Origin of the sequence: Streptomyces coeruleorubidus (assembly GCF_008705135.1) — a bacterium.
In the GTDB taxonomy this organism is placed as follows: domain Bacteria; phylum Actinomycetota; class Actinomycetes; order Streptomycetales; family Streptomycetaceae; genus Streptomyces; species Streptomyces coeruleofuscus.
On sequence record NZ_CP023694.1, the window covers coordinates 2,014,622 to 2,033,979 of the forward strand.

Here is a 19,358-nt window from a genome sequence, read left to right on the forward strand (position 1 = left end):
GGACCGATGGCTCAGAACTCCCCTCAAAGAAGGGGGAGCGTCACTTGTTGACGCAGGTGTTGCCGAAGGCGGGGTTCAGCAGCCCGATCACGGAGACCGTGTTGCCGCAGACGTTCACCGGGACGTGAACGGGCACCTGAACAACGTTGCCGGACAGGACGCCCGGGGAGTGCACGGCAGCACCCTGGGCACCCGAGTCGGCGACGGCCAGGCCCGCGCTCGCGAGAACCAGACCACCGGTGGCAGCCGCAGCAGCGACGACCTTCTTGATCATTATTCCTCCTAGTTGGCAAAGCGACCTATCTTGCGATCGCATTACCTGTAACGAGGAGGGAGTAATGAGGCTACGAGCTTATGGTCGCATTCACCCTTCCCAGTCGATCTCGCACATCCGACCGAATAGCGCTGTTTCGTATGGGCTGTTTCAGGACGCTCGTATGAAGATGTTTCAGGACGCGCCGATGAACCGGTCGAGCACCCGCGCGCCGAACTTGAGGCCCTCCACCGGCACCCGCTCGTCCACGCCGTGGAACATGCCGGCGAAGTCCAGCTCGGGCGGCAGCTTCAGCGGCGCGAAGCCGAAGCCCCGGATGCCCAGGTCGTCGAAGGACTTCGCGTCCGTCCCGCCGGAGAGCATGTAGGGGATCGCCTTGGCGGTCGGGTCCTCGGCCAGCAGCGAGGACTGCATCGCCTCCACGAGCGCCCCGTCGAAGGTGGTCTCGACGGCCTTGTCCGCGTGGATGTCCTCGCGCCGCACCTTGGGGCCGAGGATGCGGTCGAGGTCGGCGAGGAACTCGTCCTCGTGCCCGGGCAGGAACCGTCCGTCGACGTGGGCGGTCGCCTCGCCCGGGATGACGTTGACCTTGTAGCCGGCACCGAGCTGCGTGGGGTTGGCCGTGTTGCTCAGCGTCGCGCCGATGAACTTGGCGATGCCGCCGAGCCTCACGAGGGTCGACTCCATGTCCTCCGGGTCGAGCTCGATGCCGAGCGCGTCACCGAGCTCGTCGAGGAAGGCGCGGGTGGTCTTGGTGACCCGCACCGGGAACGTGTGCCGCCCCAGCCGCGCGACGGCCTCCGACAGCTCGGTGATCGCGTTGTCCCGGTGGATCATCGACCCGTGCCCGGCCGTGCCGGCCACGGTCAGCTTCATCCAGTGCATGCCCTTCTCGGCCGTCTGGATCAGGTACAGCCGCCGCTCCTCGCTCACCGTGAAGGAGAATCCGCCCACCTCGCTGATCGCCTCGGTGACGCCCTCGAAGAGGTCCCGGTGGTTGTCGACGAGGTAGCGGGCCCCGTACGTGCCGCCCGCCTCCTCGTCCGCGAGGAACGCGAGGACGATGTCGCGCGGAGGCTTGCGCCCGCTGCGCATCCGGTCCCGGACGACCGCGAGAGTCATCGCGTCCATGTCCTTCATGTCGACGGCACCGCGGCCCCACACGCAGCCGTCGGCGATCTCGCCGGAGAAGGGGTGATGGGTCCAGTCGTCCGCGTTGGCCGGCACGACGTCCGTGTGGCCGTGGATGAGGAGCGCGGGCCGGGACCGGTCCTCGCCCTCGATCCGGGCCACCGTGGAGGCGCGCCCCGGGTGCGACTCGAAGATCTGCGGTTCGAGCCCCACCTCGGCGAGCTTCTCGGCGACGTACTCCGCCGCCTTGCGCTCGCCCGGACCCGAGTGGTCGCCGTAGTTGCTGGTGTCGATCTGGATCAGCTCGCGGCAGAGGTCCACGACCTCGTCCTCGCCGGTGACGTTCCTGGCCGTGTCCGTCTCGCTCACGTGCTTCCTCCCGGTGTCACTGCTGGTGGGTCCCCCTCATACTCCCTCTCCCCGGCCCGCACCCCAAGACCGGTCCCGGCCCGTCACACGCCGTTCACGCCCGGCCGGGTGCGGGCGGGGGGTGATCGGCCACCCCTGAGAGCCTGGTAATGTTTACGTCGTCGCCACGGGGAGAACCCGCGCGACAGACACCTTGTCCGGGTGGCGGAATGGCAGACGCGCTAGCTTGAGGTGCTAGTGCCCTTTATCGGGCGTGGGGGTTCAAGTCCCCCCTCGGACACAGATCGAAAAGCCCCTCTCGTCGAGGGGCTTTTCGTCGTTTCCGGGGAGGAAGGCCTCCCACCGGGGGAATGTGGGCGACATCTCGCCAGGCCGGCAGAAGCACAGGTGGGAGCCGGGGCGCCGGACCTCCCGGGTGTCTCGCGTTTGCCTGCGAGTGGCGGACATGACAGGGCGAAGTCACCCGACCACTAGAGTATTGGGCTTGTTCGCACCGGAACGGAACATCCCCAGGCAGACCTGCGGGCCCACCGGCGCCCCGGATGGTCCGGGTTCGAGACTCGAGGATCCGATGGCCGCCCTGCACGACAGCCCTGACCTCACCGTGCTGGACCGGGAGCTGAGCACAGCCCCGAGCGACGTGGCCCGTTTCTCCGCCGGTCCGGCGGCCTCCCCCCGCACCCTGGTCGACATCTTCGAGGCGTCCGTACGTTCGTACCCCGACGAGCCCGCGCTCGACGACGGTCACCGGCTGCTCACCTACCGCGCGCTGGCGGTCGAGGTGGAGCGCCTGCGGCAGCGGCTGGCCGCCGTGGACGTCGGGCTCGGGGACCGCGTCGGTGTCCGGGTCCCTTCGGGCACCAACGACCTGTACGTGGCCATCCTCGCGGTGCTGGCCGCCGGTGCCGCGTACGTACCCGTGGACGCCGAAGACCCCGACGAGCGGGCCGATCTGGTCTTCGGCGAGGCCGGGGTGCGGGCGGTCGTCGGGGCCGGTCACGAGCTGACCGTCCAAGGTGCCGCCGGTCACACCGCCGCCCGGCCCGGTGCCGGGCACGACGCGTGGATCATCTTCACCTCCGGCTCCACCGGGAACCCCAAGGGCGTCGCCGTGAGCCATCGCAGTGCCGCCGCCTTCGTGGACGCCGAGGCCGGGTTGTTCCTCACCGAGGAGCCGATCGGGCCGGGTGACCGGGTCATGGCCGGGCTGTCCGTGGCCTTCGACGCGTCCTGCGAGGAGATGTGGCTGGCCTGGCGGTACGGGGCCTGTCTGGTGCCCGTGCCGCGCTCGCAGGTGCGCAGCGGCGCCGATCTCGGGCCCTGGCTGGTCGAGCAGGAGATCACGGTCGTGTCCACCGTGCCGACGCTCGCCGCGCTGTGGGAGCCCGAGACCCTCAACGACGTACGGCTGCTGATCTTCGGCGGTGAGGCGTGCCCGCCCGAGCTTGCGCAGCGGCTGGTGACGGAGGGGCGCGAGGTGTGGAACACCTACGGGCCGACCGAAGCCACCGTCGTGGCGTGCGCGTCGCTGATGAGCGGCGCGGAGCCGATCCGGATCGGGCTGCCGCTGGACGGCTGGGAACTGGCCGTCGTGGACGAGGCCGGGGAGCTCGTGCCGATGGGCGGCAGCGGTCAGCTCGTGATCGGCGGGGTCGGGCTCGCCCGGTATCTCGACGACGAGAAGGACGCGGAGAAGTACGCGCCCTTGGAGTCGCTCGGCTGGGAACGCGCGTACCGCAGCGGGGACCTGGTGAAGGCCGAGCCGGAGGGGCTGGTCTTCCTCGGGCGGGCCGACGAGCAGATCAAGCTCGGGGGGCGGCGGATCGAGCTCGGTGAGGTGGACGCCGCCTTGCAGGCGCTTCCCGGTGTGGCCGGCGCGGCCGCCGCCGTGCGTACCGCTCGCAGCGGGAATCAGCTCCTCGTCGGGTACGTCGTCATCCAGGAAGGGTGGGATCAGGCCGCCGCCGTCGAGAAGCTGCGTGCCGAACTGCCCGCCGCTCTCGTGCCGCTGCTCGCACCGGTCGACGAGCTGCCCACCCGTACGTCCGGCAAGGTCGACCGGAACGCGCTGCCGTGGCCGCTGGAGGGCCTGGTCAGCGGTGGCCCCGCCGAGGAGCTGTACGGGACCGAGGCGTGGCTCGCGGAGCAGTGGGGCGAGGTGCTCGGCATCCCGGTGGGCAGCGCCTCGGACGACTTCTTCGCCATCGGCGGGAGCAGCCTGGCCGCCGCCCAGCTCACGACGAAGCTGCGCACCCGCTACCCGAGCGCGGCGGTGCTGGACCTCTACCAGCATCCGACGCTGCGCAAGCTGGCCCGGCACCTGGAGGAGTCCGCGCAGGGCGACGGCTCCCGGCGGGTGGTCGAGCCGGTGCCGGCGCGGGCCGGGGTGCTGCAACTGCTGCTGCTCCTTCCGCTGTTCACACTGCTCGGGCTGCGCTGGATGGTGCCGCTGGCCGCCCTCGGGAACGTGCTGGGGGCGTACTCCTGGCTGCCGAGTGCTCCCTGGTGGGTCGTGGGTGCCGGGGCGTTGCTGTTCTTCAGTCCGCCGGGACGGCTGGCCATCGCCGCCGGTGGGGCTCGGCTGTTGCTGCGCGGGGTGACGCCGGGTCGCTACGCACGCGGCGGGAGTGTGCATCTGCGGCTGTGGACGGCCGAGCGGCTCGCCGAGTTCAGTGGCGCGGCCTCGCTCACCGGTTCCTGGCTGGAGCGGTACGCCCGGGCTCTCGGCGCCCGGGTCGGGTCCGACGTGGATCTGCACTCGCTGCCGCCGGTGACCGGGATGCTCAAGCTCGGGCGGGGTGCCGCCGTGGAGTCCGAGGTGGACCTGTCGGGCTACTGGCTGGACGGTGACCGGCTGGAGATCGGGCCGGTCAAGGTGGGTGCCGGTGCGGTGGTCGGGACGCGCAGCATGCTGTTCCCGGGTGCGCGCGTGGGCAAGCGGGCCGAGGTCGCGCCCGGTTCCGCCGTCGCCGGGCAGGTGCCCACCGGGCAGCGCTGGGCCGGGGCGCCCGCCGTGAAGCTCGGCAAGGCCAAGCGGAACTGGCCCAAGGAGCGGCCGGAGAAGGGCGTGTTCTGGCGGGCGATGTACGGCATCTCCGGGTTCGGGCTGAGCGCTCTGCCCCTTCTCGCCGGACTCGCCGCGCTCCTCACCGTCAGCCTGTTCGTGGCGCCCGGCGCCGGGCTCGGTGAGGCGCTGCGGGGCGCGGCGCTCGCGCTGGTTCCGGCGACCCTGGTCTTCGGCGCGGTGTACGCGCTGCTGCTGCTCGTCGCCGTACGGCTGCTGAGCCTCCGGCTGCGCGAGGGCACGCACCCGACGCACAGCAGGGTCGGCTGGCAGGCCTGGACGGTCACGCAACTGATGGACCAGTCCCGGGAGATGCTGTTCCCGCTGTACGCAGGGCTGGTCACGCCGGTGTGGCTGCGGCTGCTCGGGATGCGGATCGGGCGGGGCGCGGAGGTGTCGACGGTGCTCGCGCTGCCCAGCCTGACCACGGTGGGCGACGGCGCGTTCCTCGCGGACGACACGCTGACCGCGCCGTACGAGCTGGGCGGCGGCTGGATGCGGATCGGGCGCGCGCAGATCGGGCGCCGGGCGTTCCTCGGGAACTCGGGGATGACCGCGCCGGGGCGCAGCGTGCCGGACGGCGGGCTGGTCGGGGTGCTGTCGGCGACGCCGAAGAAGGCGAAGAAGGGCAGCTCGTACCTGGGGCTGCCGCCGGTGAAGCTGCCGCGCAACGCGGGCGGCGGCGACCAGAGCCGGACGTACGAGCCGCCCGCTCGGCTGCTGTGGGCGCGAGGCCTGGTGGAGTTGTGCCGGATCGTTCCGGTGCTGTGCTCGGCCGCGCTGGCGGCGCTGACGGTGGCGGCGCTGAGCTCGCTGGGTGGCTGGGCGTGGCCGTTGGCCGGGGTCGTGCTGCTGGCGGTGGGGGCTGCGGGATGTGCTCTGTCCGTGGTCGCCAAGTGGCTGCTCGTGGGGCGGCACCGCAGTGGTGAGCACCCGCTGTGGAGCTCCTTCGTGTGGCGCAACGAGCTGGCCGACACGTTCGTCGAGGTGGTGGCGGTGCCGTGGCTGGCCGGGCGCGTGCCCGGTACGCCGCTGATGACGCTGTGGCTGCGTGGGCTCGGTGCCCGGATCGGCCGGGGCGTGTGGGTGGAGAGCTACTGGCTGCCGGAGACCGACCTGGTGACGCTCGGCGAGGGGGCGACCGTGAACCGGGGCTGTGTGCTCCAGACCCACCTCTTCCACGACCGGATCTTGCGGACGGATACTGTGGTCCTCCGTGAGGGCGCCACTCTGGGCCCGGGCGGGATCGTCCTGCCAGGCAGCGCCGTCGGGGCCCGCACCACGCTGGGTCCGGCGTCCCTGGTGATGGCCGCGGAGTCCGTGCCCGACGACACGCGCTGGCTGGGCAACCCGATCGAGGCATGGCGTCGCTAGGCGGGACCCCCGCGGGGCCGGGGGCCGACGGACGTCGTACGAGCGCAGTGCAGGGAGCGGACGCAACAGTGGCGGTTCAGCAGTCAGTGGGTCAGGACCCGTACTTCCCGGGCAACGGTGACCGCCGGTACCGGGTGCACCGGTACGAGCTCACGCTGGATTACCGCCCCGCGCCGAACCGGCTGTCGGGAACGGCGCGGATCAATGCCATCGCGGGCCGTGGCCAGCTCACCGAGTTCCAGCTGAACCTCGCTGATTTCCGGGTGGGCCGGGTGCGGGTCGACGGCCGTGCGGCGCACTACACGCACCGGGGCGGCAAGCTGCGCGTCCGCCCCCCGAAGCCGCTGCGCACCGGTGCCGCGTTCACCGTCGAGGTGCAGTGGTCGGGGAACCCCCGGCCGGTGAGCAGCCCCTGGGGCGGCCTCGGCTGGGAGGAGTTGGAGGACGGGGCGCTGGTGGCGAGCCAGCCGGTCGGGGCGCCGTCGTGGTACCCGTGCAACGACCGGCCCGCCGACAAGGCTTCGTACCAGATCTCGGTCACGACGCCGTCGGCCTACGCGGTGGTGGCCGGTGGACGTCTGCTCACCCGCACGACGAAGGCCTCGACGACCACCTGGGTGTACGAGCAGGCGGCGCCGACCTCCAGCTATCTGGTGGGGCTGTCGATCGGGAAGTACCAGACCGTACTGCTGGGCGACCCGGGCCCGGGCGGGGTGCCGCAGCACGGGCACATTCCGGCGCACCTGCTCCCCCAATTCTCCCGGGACTTCGCACGGCAGCCCGCGATGATGGAGCTGTTCCAGGAATTGTTCGGGCCGTACCCGTTCGACGAGTACGCGGTCGTCGTGACCGAGGAGGAGCTCGACGTCCCCGTCGAGGCGCAGGGGTTGTCGCTGTTCGGGTCCAACCATGTGGACGGGGCGCGGGGTTCGGAGCGGCTGGTCGCGCACGAGCTGGCGCACCAGTGGTTCGGCAACAGCGTGTCCATCGCCGACTGGCGGCAGATCTGGCTGAACGAGGGGTTCGCGAAGTACGCCGAGTGGCTTTGGTCGGAGCGCTCGGGAGGCCGCGGTGCCCAGCAACTGGCCGCCGCCGCACACCGGTCGCTGTCCGCGCTGCCGCAGGACCTCCGGCTCGCCGATCCGGGGCGGAAGTCGATGTTCGACGACCGTCTCTACCAGCGCGGCGGGCTCACCCTGCACGCGGTGCGGTGCGCCCTCGGCGACGACGCGTTCTTCCGCATGCTGCGCGGGTGGGCGGGCCTGCACCGGGGCGGGGCGGTGACCACGGCGGCCTTCACCGCGCATGTGGCGCGGTTCGCGGACGAGCCGCTGGACGAGCTGTTCGACGCATGGGTGTACGGGACGGCGCTGCCGCCGCTGCCCTCGTCCGGGACGGGTGCGGCCGTCTAGGACAATGACCGGTATGACCATGCGTTCCTGCCCCTGCGGCCTCCCGGAGGCCTACGGCGACTGCTGCGGCCGCTACCACTCCGGAACCACCGCCGCACCGACCGCCGAGGCGCTGATGCGGTCGCGGTACTGCGCCTTCGTGAAGGGCGACGTCGCGTATCTGCTGCGGACGTGGCATCCGCGGACGCGGCCCGGGACGCTGGAGCTGGACCCGGGGATGCGGTGGACCGGGCTGGAGATCCTGGACACGAGTGACGGGTCGGCGTTCCACTCCTCCGGGACCGTGGAGTTCCGGGCGTCGTACCGGGGCGGCTCGCTGCACGAGAGGAGCCGGTTCGAGCGGGTCGACGGGGCCTGGGTGTACGTCGACGGGGAGTTTCTGCCGTAGCGGGCGCTACGGCGCCAGGATGTCGAGTTCCTGGAGGGCGCCGACCGTGATCTCTCGGGTCAGTTCCTCCGCGCGGACCGCGTCGCCCGCGCGGACCGCCTCGGCGACCTGGACGTGCAGGGTGACGGCGGCCGGGTCTGGGTCCTCGAACATCACGTCGTGGTGCGTGCGGCCGGCCAGGACCTCGGCGACGACATCGCCGAGGCGGGCGAACATCTCGTTGCCGGAGGCGTCCAGGACGACGCGGTGGAAGGCCATGTCGTGGACGAGGTACTCCTCCAGTTTGTGACCGCGTGAGTTGGCGACCATGCCGAGGGCGCACTGGGTGAGTTCGGCGCACTGGTCGGCTGTGGCGTGCCGGGCGGCGAGGCCCGCGGCGACCGGTTCGATCGCCGAGCGCAGCACCGTGAGGGAGCGCAGCTGCCGGGCACGGTCCTTGCCGGCCAGGCGCCAGCGGATGACCTGCGGGTCGTAGACGTTCCACTCCGACGTCGGGCGTACGGTCACGCCCACGCGGCGGCGGGACTCGACCAGGTGCATGGACTCCAGAACGCGGACCGCCTCGCGCATCACCGAGCGTGACACGTCGAAACGCTGGGCGAGCTCGTCCGTGCGCAGAACACTGCCCGGCGGGTATTCGCCCGCTGTGATCTCGGGGCCGAGGGTGTCCAGAACATGGCCGTGCAGCCCCCGGCCCGGTGTGGTCATGCACTCAGCGTACGGGGTAGATCACGGAGACAAAAAGTCAGACTTATTCATCACGACCTCTTGAATTTGTCGTACCTAATGGGTTTCAGTTGCGTCGACATCACGTGTCGACGGAGACAGCAGACAGTGAGGCAGCGATGAACACCCCCCACGTCGTCGTGGTCATGGGCGTCGCCGGCACCGGCAAGACCACCATCGGTCCCCTGCTCGCGGCCCGGCTCGGCGTTCCGTACGCCGAGGGCGACGACTTCCACCCGCAGGCCAACATCGCCAAGATGTCGGCCGGTACCCCGCTCACCGACGAGGACCGCCGGCCCTGGCTGGACGCCATCGGCGAGTGGGCGCACGGGCGGGCAGGCCTCGGCGGGGTGGTCAGCTGCTCGGCGCTGAAGCGGTCGTACCGCGACCGGCTGCGGGCCGCCGCGCCCGGCGTGGTCTTCGTGCACCTCACGGGTGACCGCGCGCTCATCGAGGACCGGATGTCGCACCGGCAGGGGCACTTCATGCCCACGGCGCTGCTCGACTCCCAGTTCGCCACGCTCCAGCCGCTCCAGGCGGACGAGGCCGGGGTCGACGTGGACGTCTCGGGCGGCCCGGAGGAGATCACCGAGCGGGCGGCACTCGCCCTGGAAGACCTCCCCGAGCCCGTCCAGTAACCCCTGACCTTCCCCCTCCCCCAGTCCCCTCCAACGCAAGGGAACCCACCCGTGACCAGACTCAGCGTCGAGATGCTGGCAGCGGACGCACCCGAGCCGATCACCTCGGCCGGCCACGCTCAGCTGGGCATCGCCGTCCTGGCGGGCATCGCCGTCATCGTCCTGCTCATCACCAAGTCCAAGCTGCACGCGTTCCTGGCGCTGACCATCGGGTCGCTGGCGCTCGGCGCGATCGCCGGGGCGCCGCTGGACAAGGTCCTCACCAGCTTCAGCACCGGCCTCGGCACCACGGTCGCAGGCGTCGGCGTGCTGATCGCCCTCGGTGCGATGCTCGGCAAGATGCTCGCCGACTCCGGGGGCGCCGACCAGATCGTCGACACCATCCTCGCGAAGGCCGGCGGGCGGTCGATGCCGTGGGCGATGGTGCTCATCGCCTCGGTGATCGGACTGCCGCTGTTCTTCGAGGTCGGCATCGTGCTGCTGATCCCGGTGGTGCTGATGGTCGCCAAGCGCGGCAACTACTCGCTGATGCGCATCGGCATCCCGGCGCTCGCCGGCCTGTCCGTGATGCACGGCCTGGTGCCGCCGCACCCCGGTCCGCTGGTCGCGATCGACGCCGTCAAGGCCGACCTCGGGGTGACGCTGGCGCTCGGTGTCCTCGTCGCCATACCCACGGTGATCATCGCCGGCCCGCTGTTCTCGCGGTACGCGGCCCGCTGGGTGGACGTCCCCGCCCCGGACCGCATGATTCCGCAGCGCGCTTCGGAGGACCTGGAGAAGCGTCCCGGATTTGGCGCCACGCTGTTCACGGTCCTGCTGCCGGTGATCCTCATGCTCGCCAAGGCGCTGGTCGACATCGTCGTGGACGACCCGGAGAACCCGGTCCAGCGCGTCTTCGACGTGATCGGCGCCCCGATGATCGCGCTGCTCGCCTCCGTGCTGGTCGGCATCTTCACGCTGCTGCGGCCCGCCGGGTTCTCCAAGGAGCGCATCTCGCCGCTCGTCGAGAAGAGCCTCGCGCCGATCGCGGGCATCCTGCTGATCGTCGGCGCGGGCGGCGGCTTCAAGCAGACGCTGATCGACACCGGGGTGGGCCAGATGGTCCTGGACATCTCCGAGGACTGGTCGATTCCCGCGCTGCTGCTGGCCTGGCTGATCGCGGTGGCGATCCGGCTGGCGACCGGTTCGGCGACGGTGGCGACGGTCTCGGCGGCCGGTCTGGTCGCCCCGCTCGCGGCCGACATGTCGACCACGCACGCGGCCCTGCTGGTCCTCGCCATCGGCGCCGGCTCGCTGTTCTTCAGCCATGTGAACGACGCCGGGTTCTGGATGGTGAAGGAGTACTTCGGGCTGAGTGTCGGCCAGAACATCAAGACCTGGTCCGTCATGGAGACGATCATCTCGGTGGTCGCCGGCGGCATCGTCCTGCTGTTGTCCCTCGTGATCTAGGAGTGCCACGGCCATGACGGCTCACCCTCTCTTCGACATCAGCGGCCGTACGGCCCTGGTGACCGGCTCCAGCCGGGGCATCGGACTCGCGCTCGCCCGTGGCTTGGCGGAGGCCGGCTGCACGGTCGTCCTGAACGGACGCGACAAGGACCGGCTCGCCGAGGCCGCCGCCGGGTTGCCCGGCGACCGGGTGCACACGGCGGCGTTCGACGTGACGGACGGATCATCGGTGGCCTCGGGGGTCGCCGAGGTCGAGGAGCGGGTGGGCCCGCTCGACATCCTCGTCAACAACGCGGGCATGCAACTGCGCGCCCCGCTGCTGGAGTTCACCGACTCCGACTGGCACCGGATCCTGGACACCAACCTGACCAGTGCCTTCCTGGTCGGCCGGGAGGCGGCGCGCCGGATGACGGAACGCGGCCACGGCAAGATCATCAACATCTGCTCGTTGCAGAGCGAGGTGGCACGGCCCGGGATCGCGCCGTACGCCGCCACCAAGGGCGCGCTGAAGATGCTCACCAAGGGCATGTGCGCGGACTGGGGCCCGAGCGGTGTGCAGGTCAACGGGCTCGGCCCGGGCTACATCGAGACGGAGCTGACGCGGCCGCTGGTCGAGGACGAGGAGTTCAGTGCCTGGGTGCGGAGGCGCACCCCGGCCGGCCGCTGGGGCCGCACCCAGGACCTGGTGGGCGGGGTGCTGTTCCTCGCCTCTCCCGCGGCCGACTTCGTCAGCGGGCAGGTGCTGTATGTCGACGGCGGTATGACGAGCGTGTTGTGACCACCTGCCGGGAGGCTGTGATGCTGGGTTGTGTGATCCACGGTCAGGGTGACCTGCGCGTGGCGGAGTTGCCGGTTCCCGAGCCCGGGCCGGGGCAGGCGCTGGTCGCCGTGCGGTACGGCGGGGTGTGCGGGTCCGATCTGCACTACTGGCGGCACGGCGGGGTCGGGGACTTCCGGCTCCGGGAGCCGATGGTGCTCGGGCACGAGGTTGTCGGGACGGTGGTCGAGTACGGTGCCGGCGCGTCGGGGCCGGCACCGGGTGCCGCCGTCGCGGTTCATCCGGCGACGCCGTGCGGGCTGTGTCCGGAGTGCTCGGACGGTCGGCGGAACATCTGCCGGGACACCCGGTACCTGGGCAGTGCGGCGCGATTTCCGCATGTGCAGGGAGGGTTCGCGGCGCACGTGGCCGTGCCCTGCGAGCAGGTGCGGGCCTTGCCGGAGGGTCTGGAGCTGCGCCGGGCCGCGCTCGCCGAGCCGTTGTCCGTCGCCCTGCACGCGGTGCGGCGGGCCGGGGACGTGGCCGGGCGGCACGTCCTGGTGACCGGTGCCGGGCCCATCGGGTGTCTCGTGGTCGCGGCGGCGAAGGCGGCCGGGGCGGTGCGGGTGACCGTCACGGATCTGTTGCCCGAGGCACTGGAGTATGCCCGGATCGCCGGTGCCGGGACTCTCGTAGGGGCCGATGATCCTGACGACCCGGGTTGGCCTTCCGAAGTGGACGTCGCGATCGAGGCGTCCGGAGTGGCTGCGGGGCTCGACACGTGTCTGCGGCGTGTGCGGCGGGGCGGGGTCGTCGTGCAGTTGGGGATGTTGCCGGCGGGGCGCAGTGCGTTTGCGGGGAACCTGGTGGTGAGTCGGGAGATCGAGCTGCGGGGGGCGTTCCGGTTCGATGCCGAGTTCGATGAGGCGTTGGCGCTGCTTGCGGTGGAGCCGGCATTCGACGGGCTGGTGAGTGCGGTGGTGCCTGTGGGGGATGCCGAGTCCGCCTTTGCCCTGGCTGCTGATCGGAGTCGGTCTTGCAAGGTGCTGTTGGATTTCGCCCCCGCGCCATAGGGCTGTGCGTTGTCGTGCGGCTGCGGGTGCGTCGTGGTTGTTCGCGCAGTTCCCCGCGCCCCTGGGGCCTCAGCGCCGTAGGGGGTGTGGTGGTTGGGCGGGTGCGGGTGAGTGGGGGTTGTTCGCGCAGTTCCCCGCGCCCCTGAAAGAAACCTACTGGCGCCATAGAGGGTGCTGTTGGTCCGCCCACTCTCTGCTCACCGAGCCCGTGCGCATGCCTCTCCTGGACTCCGGGTCGGCCAGGGCCATGCCTATGTGGCCGGCCAGGACTATGCCGATGGTGAGGGCCAGCCAGTCGTGGACGAACGTCGCGCTGGTGCGCCACAGGAGGGGGGTGAGGTGGGTGAACCACATCATCAGGCCGGTGCCGAGCATGACGAGGGTGGCGCCGGCGATCCAGGACGCGTAGAGCTTCTGGCCGGCGTTGAACTTGCCCGCGGGGCGGGACCCGTGCCGCTTGTCGCGGTGCAGGGCGGCGCGCAGCCAGGTGCGGTCGTGCGGGCCGAAGCGGTTGAGGTGGCCCAGGTCGGTACGGAGGGCGCGGGAGGCGAGGCCCGCCAGGACCGGGACGGGCAGGGCCAGGCCGGTCCACTTGTGCAGGGTGACGACGAGGGCGCGGCGGCCTACGAGTTCGGCGAGCTGGGGGACGTAGAGGCAGGCCGCCGTCAGGACGCAGACGCCCATGAGCGCGGCCGTCGTGCGGTGTACCCAGCGCTCGGCCCGGCTGAAGCGCCTGACAGCGACCGCGGTGTCAGGTCGTGGGCTCATCGTCACGTCCGTTCGAGCGGCCCACCCAGGCGTCGACGTCGTAGCCGCGCTCCTCCCAGTAGCCCGGCCGGACCTCGTCGGTGACGGTGATGCCGGAGAGCCACTTGGCGGACTTGTAGAAGTACATGGGCGCCACGTAGAGGCGGACCGGGCCGCCGTGGGAGTGGCCGAGGTCCTTGTCCTGCATGCGCAGGGCGACCAGGACGTCCGCGCGGCGGGCCTGGGCGAGGGTGAGGCTCTCGGTGTACGTGCCGTCGAAGCAGGTGAAGCGGATGGCCCTCGCGGTGGGGCGGACCCTGGCGGTGTCGAGGAGGCGCGACAGGCGTACGCCCCCGAAGGGGGTGTCGGGGACGCGCCAGCCGGTGACGCACTGGACGTCGCGGACCAGGCGGGTCTGCGGCAGGGCCTTGAGGTCGGCCAGGGTGTAGGTCGTGGGGTGGTCGACCAGGCCGTCGATCGTGAGGCGGTAACTGTCGGCGTTCTTGCGGGGAACGGACGAGGCGACCGAGTAGTAGCGGAAGCCGCCGCCGTTCGGGAGCAGTCCGGCCAGGCCGGTGGGGTCCTTGTCGGCGGCGCCGCCGAGGAAGCCCTCCAGGCCGCGTTGGAGCCGGGGCGCGGCAACCACACCGAGGGCGCCCAGACCGAGGGTGCCGAGGAAGACGCGGCGGCCGACCGGGGTGCCCCGTTGTCCGGGGGGTCCGTCGTTCATGCCCTCATGTACGTCCTCGTTCACGTTCTCATTCGAACACCCGCGACCCCGTCAGGACAGGGATCGCGGGTGCTCGTCAGAGTTCCGTAACCACTTCTTACGCGGCCGGGGTCAGGACGACGCCGCCTTGTCCAGCTGGAACGCCTCGTTGCCGAGCCCGATCCGGGCGTGCTTCTCGGGGGCGCGGGCGCGCAGCACCAGGCCCAGGACCAGGCCGGCGGCCAGGGCGAGGCCGATGATGCCGGGCAGTATCCAGCTCAGCGAGGAGTCAGGGCCGGCGCCGACGAGGACCTCGAAGTCCTTCACCGTGTAGCCGGCGATCACGAGCAGGGCGAGGCCCGCCAGCGCGGAGGTGACCAGCCGCCAGGCCTGGGCGCCCGCGGCACCCCGGCGGACGAAGAAGACGACGACCGACAGGGAGGCCGCCGCCATCAGCACGATCACGCCGAGGGCGCCGATGTTGCCGAACCAGGTGAACAGCTGCAGGACGGGCGCGGTCGGGTCGCCGGCCGGCTTGTCGTCGGCGATCGCGAAGGCGGCCACGACCACCACGGCCACGACGGTCTGGAGCAGCGAGCCGGTGCCGGGAGCGCCGCTGGTGCCGCTGGTGCGGCCGAAGGCGGCGGGCAGCAGGCCTTCGCGGCCCATGGCGAAGGCGTACCGGGCGACGACGTTGTGGAAGCTGAGCAGGGCGGCGAACATGCCGGTGACGAACAGGACGTGCAGGACGTCCGTGAAGGTGCCGCCGAGGCGGGACTCGGTGAGGAAGAACAGCAGCCCGGCGCTCTGCTTCTGGGCGGTGCCGACGATCGCGGCGGGGCCGGTGGCGACGGTGAGGGCCCAGCTGCTCAGCGCGAAGAAGACGGCGACCCCGCCGACGGCGAGGAACATCACGCGCGGCACCAGGACGTGCGGACGGCTGGTCTCCTCGGCGTACACGGGTGCCTGCTCGAAGCCGAGGAACGCGGCGATGCAGAAGCACAGTGCGGTGCCGACGCCCGCGCCGGTGAGGGTGTCGGGGTTGAAGGCGTGCAGCGAGAGGCCTTCCTTGCCGGGGTCGGCGAGGGCGGCGACGTCGAAGATCACGACGAGGAGCACCTCGATGACGAGCAGCACGCCGAGCACGCGCGCGTTGACGTCGATCTTCAGCCAGCCCAGCAGACCGACGGCGAGCGCGGCCACGAGCGCCGGTATCCACCAGGCGATCTCCACCTCGGCGTAGGTGGCGAGGAGCCCGGAGACCTCGAAGCCGAAGATGCCGTAGATGCCGATCTGGAGCGCGTTGTAGGCGACGAGGGCGACCAGGGCGGCGCCCGCGCCGGCGGTGCCGCCGAGGCCGCGGGAGATGTACGCGTAGAAGGCGCCGGCGTTGTGGACGTGACGGCTCATCTCGGCGTAGCCGATACTGAACAGGATCAGGACGACGCCGAGGACGACGAAGAGCAGCGGCTGGCCGACGATGCCCATCACCGCGAATGTAGTGGGCATGACACCCGCGACCACCATGAGCGGGGCGGTCGCGGCGAGGACGGAGAGCAGCAGTCCCCCGGTGCCGAGCCGGTCGGCGCGCAGGGCGCGCTCCTGGCCCTTGAACGTACTGATGCCGCCGGCTGCGGATGTGCTCGTGCTCGAACTGTCCGTGGTCATCGGGAGAGCGTCCTCACTTGTGGATTTCCGGGGGGTGTCAGGCCGTGCCCAGCGCGGCGGCGCGGGCGGCGGCGAAGGCGGTGTGCGGGTCGCGGTCCGGGTACGACCAGGGCGCCGGGGTGGCGTGCCGGCCGATCCGGTGGAACAGGGCGGCGGCCTCGGCGCCCCGCCCCTCGCAGAACTTGGCGTGGGCGAGGAAGTTGAGGTCGATCAGCCGGCGCGGATGGCCCTCCAGCTCCCACTCCAGCCACCAGTCGAAGGCGGCTTTCATCACCTGCCGGGCGCGGCGGCCCGTCCAGTGGCCCGAGGCGGCCGGGTCGGCGGGTTCGTGCCCGGCGGCGGCCAGCGCGCGGTAGCGCTCGGCGTGCGCGATGACCGGCAGGATCGCGAGCGGGGAGTCGGCGGGGGCCTGTTCGGCGGCCCAGCCGGCGAAGTCGTAGACCTCGTGCAGCGGGTCCGGGCCGGCCTCCGTGCGGCGTCCGGCGAGCCGGGCGACCATCAGGTGGTGGGCGTGGTGGTGGTCGGCGTACCGGGCGCGGACCTGCTCGAAGGTCCGGACCACGTCCTGGTCGGTGCCGACCGCGCACTCCAGCAGGAGCAGGCCGAGCCAGGGGGTGGGGTCGGCGGGGGTGCGGGCGGCGGCGGTCGCGCAGGCCTCGCGGGCCCGGACCGGCTTTCCCTTGCCGTGCAGGGCGCGCCGGACCTGTGCGAGGGCGAGCAGGACGGCGGCGTCGGCGGACTCGGGTTCGGCGAGCAGCCACTCACGGGCCCATGCGGCGCAGTAGGGCTCCCGTGCGAGGACCGTGACGCGGTGGCCGCGCCGGTCCCAGTCGTCCGCGGTGTGCACCAGCAGGGAGCGGGCGTTCTGCCAGCGGCCCTGCGCCAGCGCGGCGCGCGCGGCCACGAGGTCGGCGTCGTCGAGGGCCTCGTCGAAGGCCTGAGACGCACGTCTGCGGCCACGGCCGAGGGGAGGCGGGGGTGGGGGCACCGCGGAACTTCCTCACGCGCTCTTCTTGTGTTTCGGCTCACGGCGGTCGATGGAGCGCGTGTGTGCGCTTCGCCATGAACTGATCACGCACAGCCAACCCCCAGCCAACGGTTGACGTCAAGGGCCACCAGGGCGTTACACGCGTCAACTGCTGTTACTCGTGAGGGTTTTGTGATCAAAGTGGAGCTGGGGAAACGCGGGGCGGCCATCCGATTTATCCGTTTCGCCCTTTGTGGCGTGCGTCATAGTGCTGGGAGGTCACCACCGCTCAGGATGGGACGACGTACGGGCGCGCCGGGCGGAGCCGGCCGGTACAGTCGGCCCCTACGCCATCGTGAACCCGACCTGATGATCGAGGTACACCGCGTGTCGGTTCTTGTCCTGGTGCTCGCCGTGAGCGCCGCCTGCTGTCTGGGCTTCGGCTTCGTGCTTCAGCAGAACGCGGCCCAGCGCGCCCCGCTCAACGACTTCCTGTCCTTCCGGCTGCTGATCGACCTGGTGAAGGTGCCGCGCTGGCTCGGCGGCATCGGGCTGATGGTGGCCGGTACGGCGCTGGGCGCCGCCGCGCTGGGCCAGGGCGAGCTGTCGCTGGTGGAGCCGCTGCTCGCGACGAACCTGCTCTTCGCGCTCGCGCTGTCCCGGCGGCAGACCCGGCAGCCGCTCGGCCGCCAGGGCTGGGCGGGACTTCTGCTGCTGGCGGGCGGTGTGACCACGTTCATCGTGGCGGGCGAGCCACACGGCGGTGCCGCGACGGCCGATCCGATGCGGCAGTGGCTGATCATCGGGGCCATGATCGGGGTCGCCCTGCTGCTCACCGCGCACGCGAAGCGCTCCCGGCTGGGCTCAGGGCCGGTGCTGCTGGCCTTGGCCGCCGGGCTGCTGTACGGCGTGCAGGACGCGCTGACCCGGGTGAGCGGGGAGAAGTTCGCCGAGGGCGGCTTCGCCGGGCTGCTGACCGGCTGGCAGCCGTACGCCGTCCTCGCGCTGGGCGTCACGGGGCTGCTCCTCGTGCAGAGCGCCTTCGAGACCGCGTCCCTGCGCAAGTCGCTGCCCGCGCTGACAGCGGCCCAGCCGATCGCCGGGATCATCTGCGGCGTCGGCTTCCTGGGCGACCGGCTGCGGACCGACGCGGTGGCGTTGAGCTGGGAGGCGGGCGGTCTCCTGGCCGTGGTGGCCGGGATCATGCTGCTGGGCCTGCATCCGGCCATGCCGACGGGGACGGTGGAGCGGGCACGCGTGGGGCGGCTCCAGCCGCAGCCGCAGTGATGTCTCGCGCCCTGCTTGGATGAGGGCATGAGTGCTGGGGGCGAGGGCGTGAGTGCCGCTGACGAGATCCTCGACATCGTCGACGAGAACGACCGGGTCACCGGGCAGTCGCCGCGGGGCGAGGCCTACGCCAGGGGTCTGCGGCACCGCTGTGTGTTCGTCCAGGCCCGGGACGCCGCGGGGCGGATCTTCGTGCACCGGCGGACGCCGACCAAGCTGGTCTTCCCCTCCCTGTACGACATGTTCGTCGGCGGGGTGGTCGGCGCGGGCGAGACCTATGACACGGCGGCCCTGCGCGAGGCCGAGGAGGAACTGGGCGTCACGGGTCTGCCGCTCCCGCGGTACCTCTTCAAGTTCCTCTACGACAACGGCGCAGGCCAGACCTGGTGGTCGGCGGTGTACGAGGTCCGCTGCGACCTTCCGGTCCAGCCGCAGGCCGAGGAGGTGGCCTGGCATGACTTCCTGCCCGAGGACGAGGTGCGGCGGCGCCTGGGCGACTGGGAGTGGGTGCCGGACGGGCTGGCGGCGTACGAGCGGCTCAGGGCGTTTCGGTCGAGGGGCTGAGCGGGCTGTCGTCCCCGGTAGGGTCGCGCACGTGATCGAGTTCGTACGGAACGTCCGGTTGTGGTTCGCTCCCGCGCAGGTGCGGAAGGACGGCGACACGCCCGACTACCGGTTCTCGCTGGCGAACGAACGCACCTTCCTGGCCTGGCTGCGCACCGCGCTCGCGCTGATCGGCGGTGGCTTCGCCGTGGACCAGTTCCTTCCGGACCTGCGCTGGGGCTGGCGCGTGGGGCTGGCGCTCGCGCTGCTGGCCGCGGGCGTGCTGTGCTCGCTGCGGGCGGTCAACCACTGGGTGCGCTGCGAGCGGGCCATGCGCCGGGGCGAGGACCTGCCGGTGTCCCGGTTCCCGGCGGTGCTGAGCCTCGTCGTCGCGATCGTCGCCCTCGCCATGGTCGTCGTGGTGCTCGTGGGATGGGAGGGGTGAACGCGCCGGCGGCCCGGCGGCAGGACCCCGACCGCGACCCCGGGCTGCAACCCGAGCGGACCCGGCTCGCGTGGCGGCGTACGACGCTGTCGGCCACGGCCTCCACCGTGCTCGCCGTGAAGACCGCGCTGCACGGCGGGGCGTCGGCGCCCGGGCTCGTCGCGTGCGCGCTGTGCTGCGTCCTGTGGCTGGGCTTCCTGAGCATCGCCCACCGACGTATCCGCGCCCTCTCCGCCACCGCGACCCCTGCCGCGTTCGAGCCCCGGCGCGCCACGGCCGCGGTGCTGTGCACGATGGCGTTGGCGGTGTGCGGGGCGGCGCTCGTGCTCTAGGGACG

Annotated in this window: 18 protein-coding genes and 1 tRNA gene; 12 read left to right on the forward strand and 7 right to left on the reverse strand. The window is 71.6% G+C overall.

Translation table 11 applies throughout. The features are described 5' to 3' along the window. Positions 1-40: 40 nt before the first annotated feature. On the reverse strand, positions 41-274 hold the full coding sequence (gene chpH, locus CP976_RS09440; RefSeq protein ID WP_150479926.1) for a chaplin ChpH: 234 nt from the start codon (positions 272-274) through the stop codon (positions 41-43). A gap of 174 nt (positions 275-448) precedes the next feature. Then, positions 449-1,774: a M20/M25/M40 family metallo-hydrolase gene (locus CP976_RS09445; protein WP_150479927.1), complete on the reverse strand. Its 1,326-nt coding sequence runs from the start codon at positions 1,772-1,774 to the stop codon at positions 449-451. 195 nt (positions 1,775-1,969) lie between these two features. Between CP976_RS09445 and CP976_RS09450 the strand changes: the two genes are divergently transcribed. The 4 genes from CP976_RS09450 to CP976_RS09465 all read left to right on the forward strand — a co-directional run bounded on the left by CP976_RS09450 (position 1,970) and on the right by CP976_RS09465 (position 8,012). Next, a tRNA-Leu gene (locus CP976_RS09450) sits at positions 1,970-2,054 on the forward strand. 291 nt (positions 2,055-2,345) lie between these two features. After that, a complete protein-coding gene (locus CP976_RS09455) occupies positions 2,346-6,212 on the forward strand; it encodes a Pls/PosA family non-ribosomal peptide synthetase (protein WP_150479928.1) in 3,867 nt (1,288 codons plus the stop codon). 68 nt (positions 6,213-6,280) lie between these two features. Continuing rightward, a complete protein-coding gene (locus CP976_RS09460) occupies positions 6,281-7,624 on the forward strand; it encodes a M1 family metallopeptidase (protein ID WP_150479929.1) in 1,344 nt (447 codons plus the stop codon). A gap of 13 nt (positions 7,625-7,637) precedes the next feature. Beyond that, positions 7,638-8,012, forward strand: a complete 375-nt coding sequence (locus tag CP976_RS09465) for a YchJ family protein (protein WP_150479930.1) — start codon at positions 7,638-7,640, stop codon at positions 8,010-8,012. A 6-nt stretch (positions 8,013-8,018) separates the two neighbouring features. Here CP976_RS09465 and CP976_RS09470 read toward each other — a convergent pair whose 3' ends face one another. Next, the gene (locus tag CP976_RS09470; RefSeq protein WP_150479931.1) at positions 8,019-8,720 is read right to left on the reverse strand and encodes a FadR/GntR family transcriptional regulator; all 702 of its coding nucleotides are present in this window, start codon (positions 8,718-8,720) and stop codon (positions 8,019-8,021) included. 137 nt (positions 8,721-8,857) lie between these two features. On the opposite strand from CP976_RS09470, the gene CP976_RS09475 reads away from it, so the two are divergent. Genes CP976_RS09475 through CP976_RS09490 form a run of 4 tightly spaced genes read left to right on the forward strand, consistent with a single transcriptional unit; the run spans position 8,858 to position 12,655 of the window. Continuing rightward, on the forward strand, positions 8,858-9,376 hold the full coding sequence (locus tag CP976_RS09475) for a gluconokinase (RefSeq protein ID WP_150479932.1): 519 nt from the start codon (positions 8,858-8,860) through the stop codon (positions 9,374-9,376). Between the two features lie 51 nt (positions 9,377-9,427). Beyond that, a complete protein-coding gene (locus CP976_RS09480; RefSeq protein ID WP_150479933.1) occupies positions 9,428-10,825 on the forward strand; it encodes a GntT/GntP/DsdX family permease in 1,398 nt (465 codons plus the stop codon). 13 nt (positions 10,826-10,838) lie between these two features. Continuing rightward, entirely contained in the window at positions 10,839-11,603 is a 765-nt protein-coding gene (locus tag CP976_RS09485; RefSeq protein WP_150479934.1) for an SDR family oxidoreductase, read from the forward strand. Positions 11,604-11,623: 20 nt separating this feature from the next. Then, on the forward strand, positions 11,624-12,655 hold the full coding sequence (locus CP976_RS09490; RefSeq protein ID WP_150485289.1) for an L-idonate 5-dehydrogenase: 1,032 nt from the start codon (positions 11,624-11,626) through the stop codon (positions 12,653-12,655). A 153-nt stretch (positions 12,656-12,808) separates the two neighbouring features. Here CP976_RS09490 and CP976_RS09495 read toward each other — a convergent pair whose 3' ends face one another. The 4 genes from CP976_RS09495 to CP976_RS09510 form a co-directional block, all read right to left on the reverse strand. Beyond that, positions 12,809-13,423: a cytochrome b/b6 domain-containing protein gene (locus CP976_RS09495; RefSeq protein ID WP_150479935.1), complete on the reverse strand. Its 615-nt coding sequence runs from the start codon at positions 13,421-13,423 to the stop codon at positions 12,809-12,811. Next, entirely contained in the window at positions 13,407-14,132 is a 726-nt protein-coding gene (locus CP976_RS09500) for a molybdopterin-dependent oxidoreductase (RefSeq protein WP_150479936.1), read from the reverse strand. Before CP976_RS09500 ends, CP976_RS09495 begins: the two co-directional genes overlap by 17 nt. Before the next feature lie 111 nt (positions 14,133-14,243). After that, a complete protein-coding gene (locus tag CP976_RS09505) occupies positions 14,244-15,779 on the reverse strand; it encodes an APC family permease (protein WP_150479937.1) in 1,536 nt (511 codons plus the stop codon). Positions 15,780-15,816: 37 nt separating this feature from the next. Continuing rightward, a complete protein-coding gene (locus CP976_RS09510) occupies positions 15,817-16,767 on the reverse strand; it encodes a hypothetical protein (protein ID WP_150479938.1) in 951 nt (316 codons plus the stop codon). Positions 16,768-17,133: 366 nt separating this feature from the next. Between CP976_RS09510 and CP976_RS09515 the strand changes: the two genes are divergently transcribed. The 4 genes from CP976_RS09515 to CP976_RS09530 are packed head-to-tail and all read left to right on the forward strand — an operon-like array spanning position 17,134 to position 19,353. Next, positions 17,134-18,033, forward strand: a complete 900-nt coding sequence (locus tag CP976_RS09515; protein ID WP_150479939.1) for a DMT family transporter — start codon at positions 17,134-17,136, stop codon at positions 18,031-18,033. 27 nt (positions 18,034-18,060) lie between these two features. Continuing rightward, on the forward strand, positions 18,061-18,597 hold the full coding sequence (locus tag CP976_RS09520; protein ID WP_150479940.1) for an NUDIX hydrolase: 537 nt from the start codon (positions 18,061-18,063) through the stop codon (positions 18,595-18,597). A 31-nt stretch (positions 18,598-18,628) separates the two neighbouring features. After that, entirely contained in the window at positions 18,629-19,021 is a 393-nt protein-coding gene (locus CP976_RS09525; RefSeq protein ID WP_150479941.1) for a YidH family protein, read from the forward strand. Then, the gene (locus tag CP976_RS09530; protein WP_150479942.1) at positions 19,009-19,353 is read left to right on the forward strand and encodes a DUF202 domain-containing protein; all 345 of its coding nucleotides are present in this window, start codon (positions 19,009-19,011) and stop codon (positions 19,351-19,353) included. Before CP976_RS09525 ends, CP976_RS09530 begins: the two co-directional genes overlap by 13 nt. Positions 19,354-19,358 lie beyond the last annotated feature (5 nt).

Coding starts and splice junctions, on each gene's coding strand:
- chpH (WP_150479926.1), bottom strand. CDS start 274: ATGATCAAGAAGGTCGTCGCTGCTGCGGCTGCCACCGGTGGTCTGGTT.
- CP976_RS09455 (WP_150479928.1), top strand. CDS start 2,346: ATGGCCGCCCTGCACGACAGCCCTGACCTCACCGTGCTGGACCGGGAG.
- CP976_RS09465 (WP_150479930.1), top strand. CDS start 7,638: ATGACCATGCGTTCCTGCCCCTGCGGCCTCCCGGAGGCCTACGGCGAC.
- CP976_RS09470 (WP_150479931.1), bottom strand. CDS start 8,720: ATGACCACACCGGGCCGGGGGCTGCACGGCCATGTTCTGGACACCCTC.
- CP976_RS09475 (WP_150479932.1), top strand. CDS start 8,858: ATGAACACCCCCCACGTCGTCGTGGTCATGGGCGTCGCCGGCACCGGC.
- CP976_RS09485 (WP_150479934.1), top strand. CDS start 10,839: ATGACGGCTCACCCTCTCTTCGACATCAGCGGCCGTACGGCCCTGGTG.
- CP976_RS09490 (WP_150485289.1), top strand. CDS start 11,624: ATGCTGGGTTGTGTGATCCACGGTCAGGGTGACCTGCGCGTGGCGGAG.
- CP976_RS09495 (WP_150479935.1), bottom strand. CDS start 13,423: ATGAGCCCACGACCTGACACCGCGGTCGCTGTCAGGCGCTTCAGCCGG.
- CP976_RS09500 (WP_150479936.1), bottom strand. CDS start 14,132: ATGAACGACGGACCCCCCGGACAACGGGGCACCCCGGTCGGCCGCCGC.
- CP976_RS09505 (WP_150479937.1), bottom strand. CDS start 15,779: ATGACCACGGACAGTTCGAGCACGAGCACATCCGCAGCCGGCGGCATC.
- CP976_RS09520 (WP_150479940.1), top strand. CDS start 18,061: ATGAGTGCTGGGGGCGAGGGCGTGAGTGCCGCTGACGAGATCCTCGAC.
- CP976_RS09530 (WP_150479942.1), top strand. CDS start 19,009: ATGGGAGGGGTGAACGCGCCGGCGGCCCGGCGGCAGGACCCCGACCGC.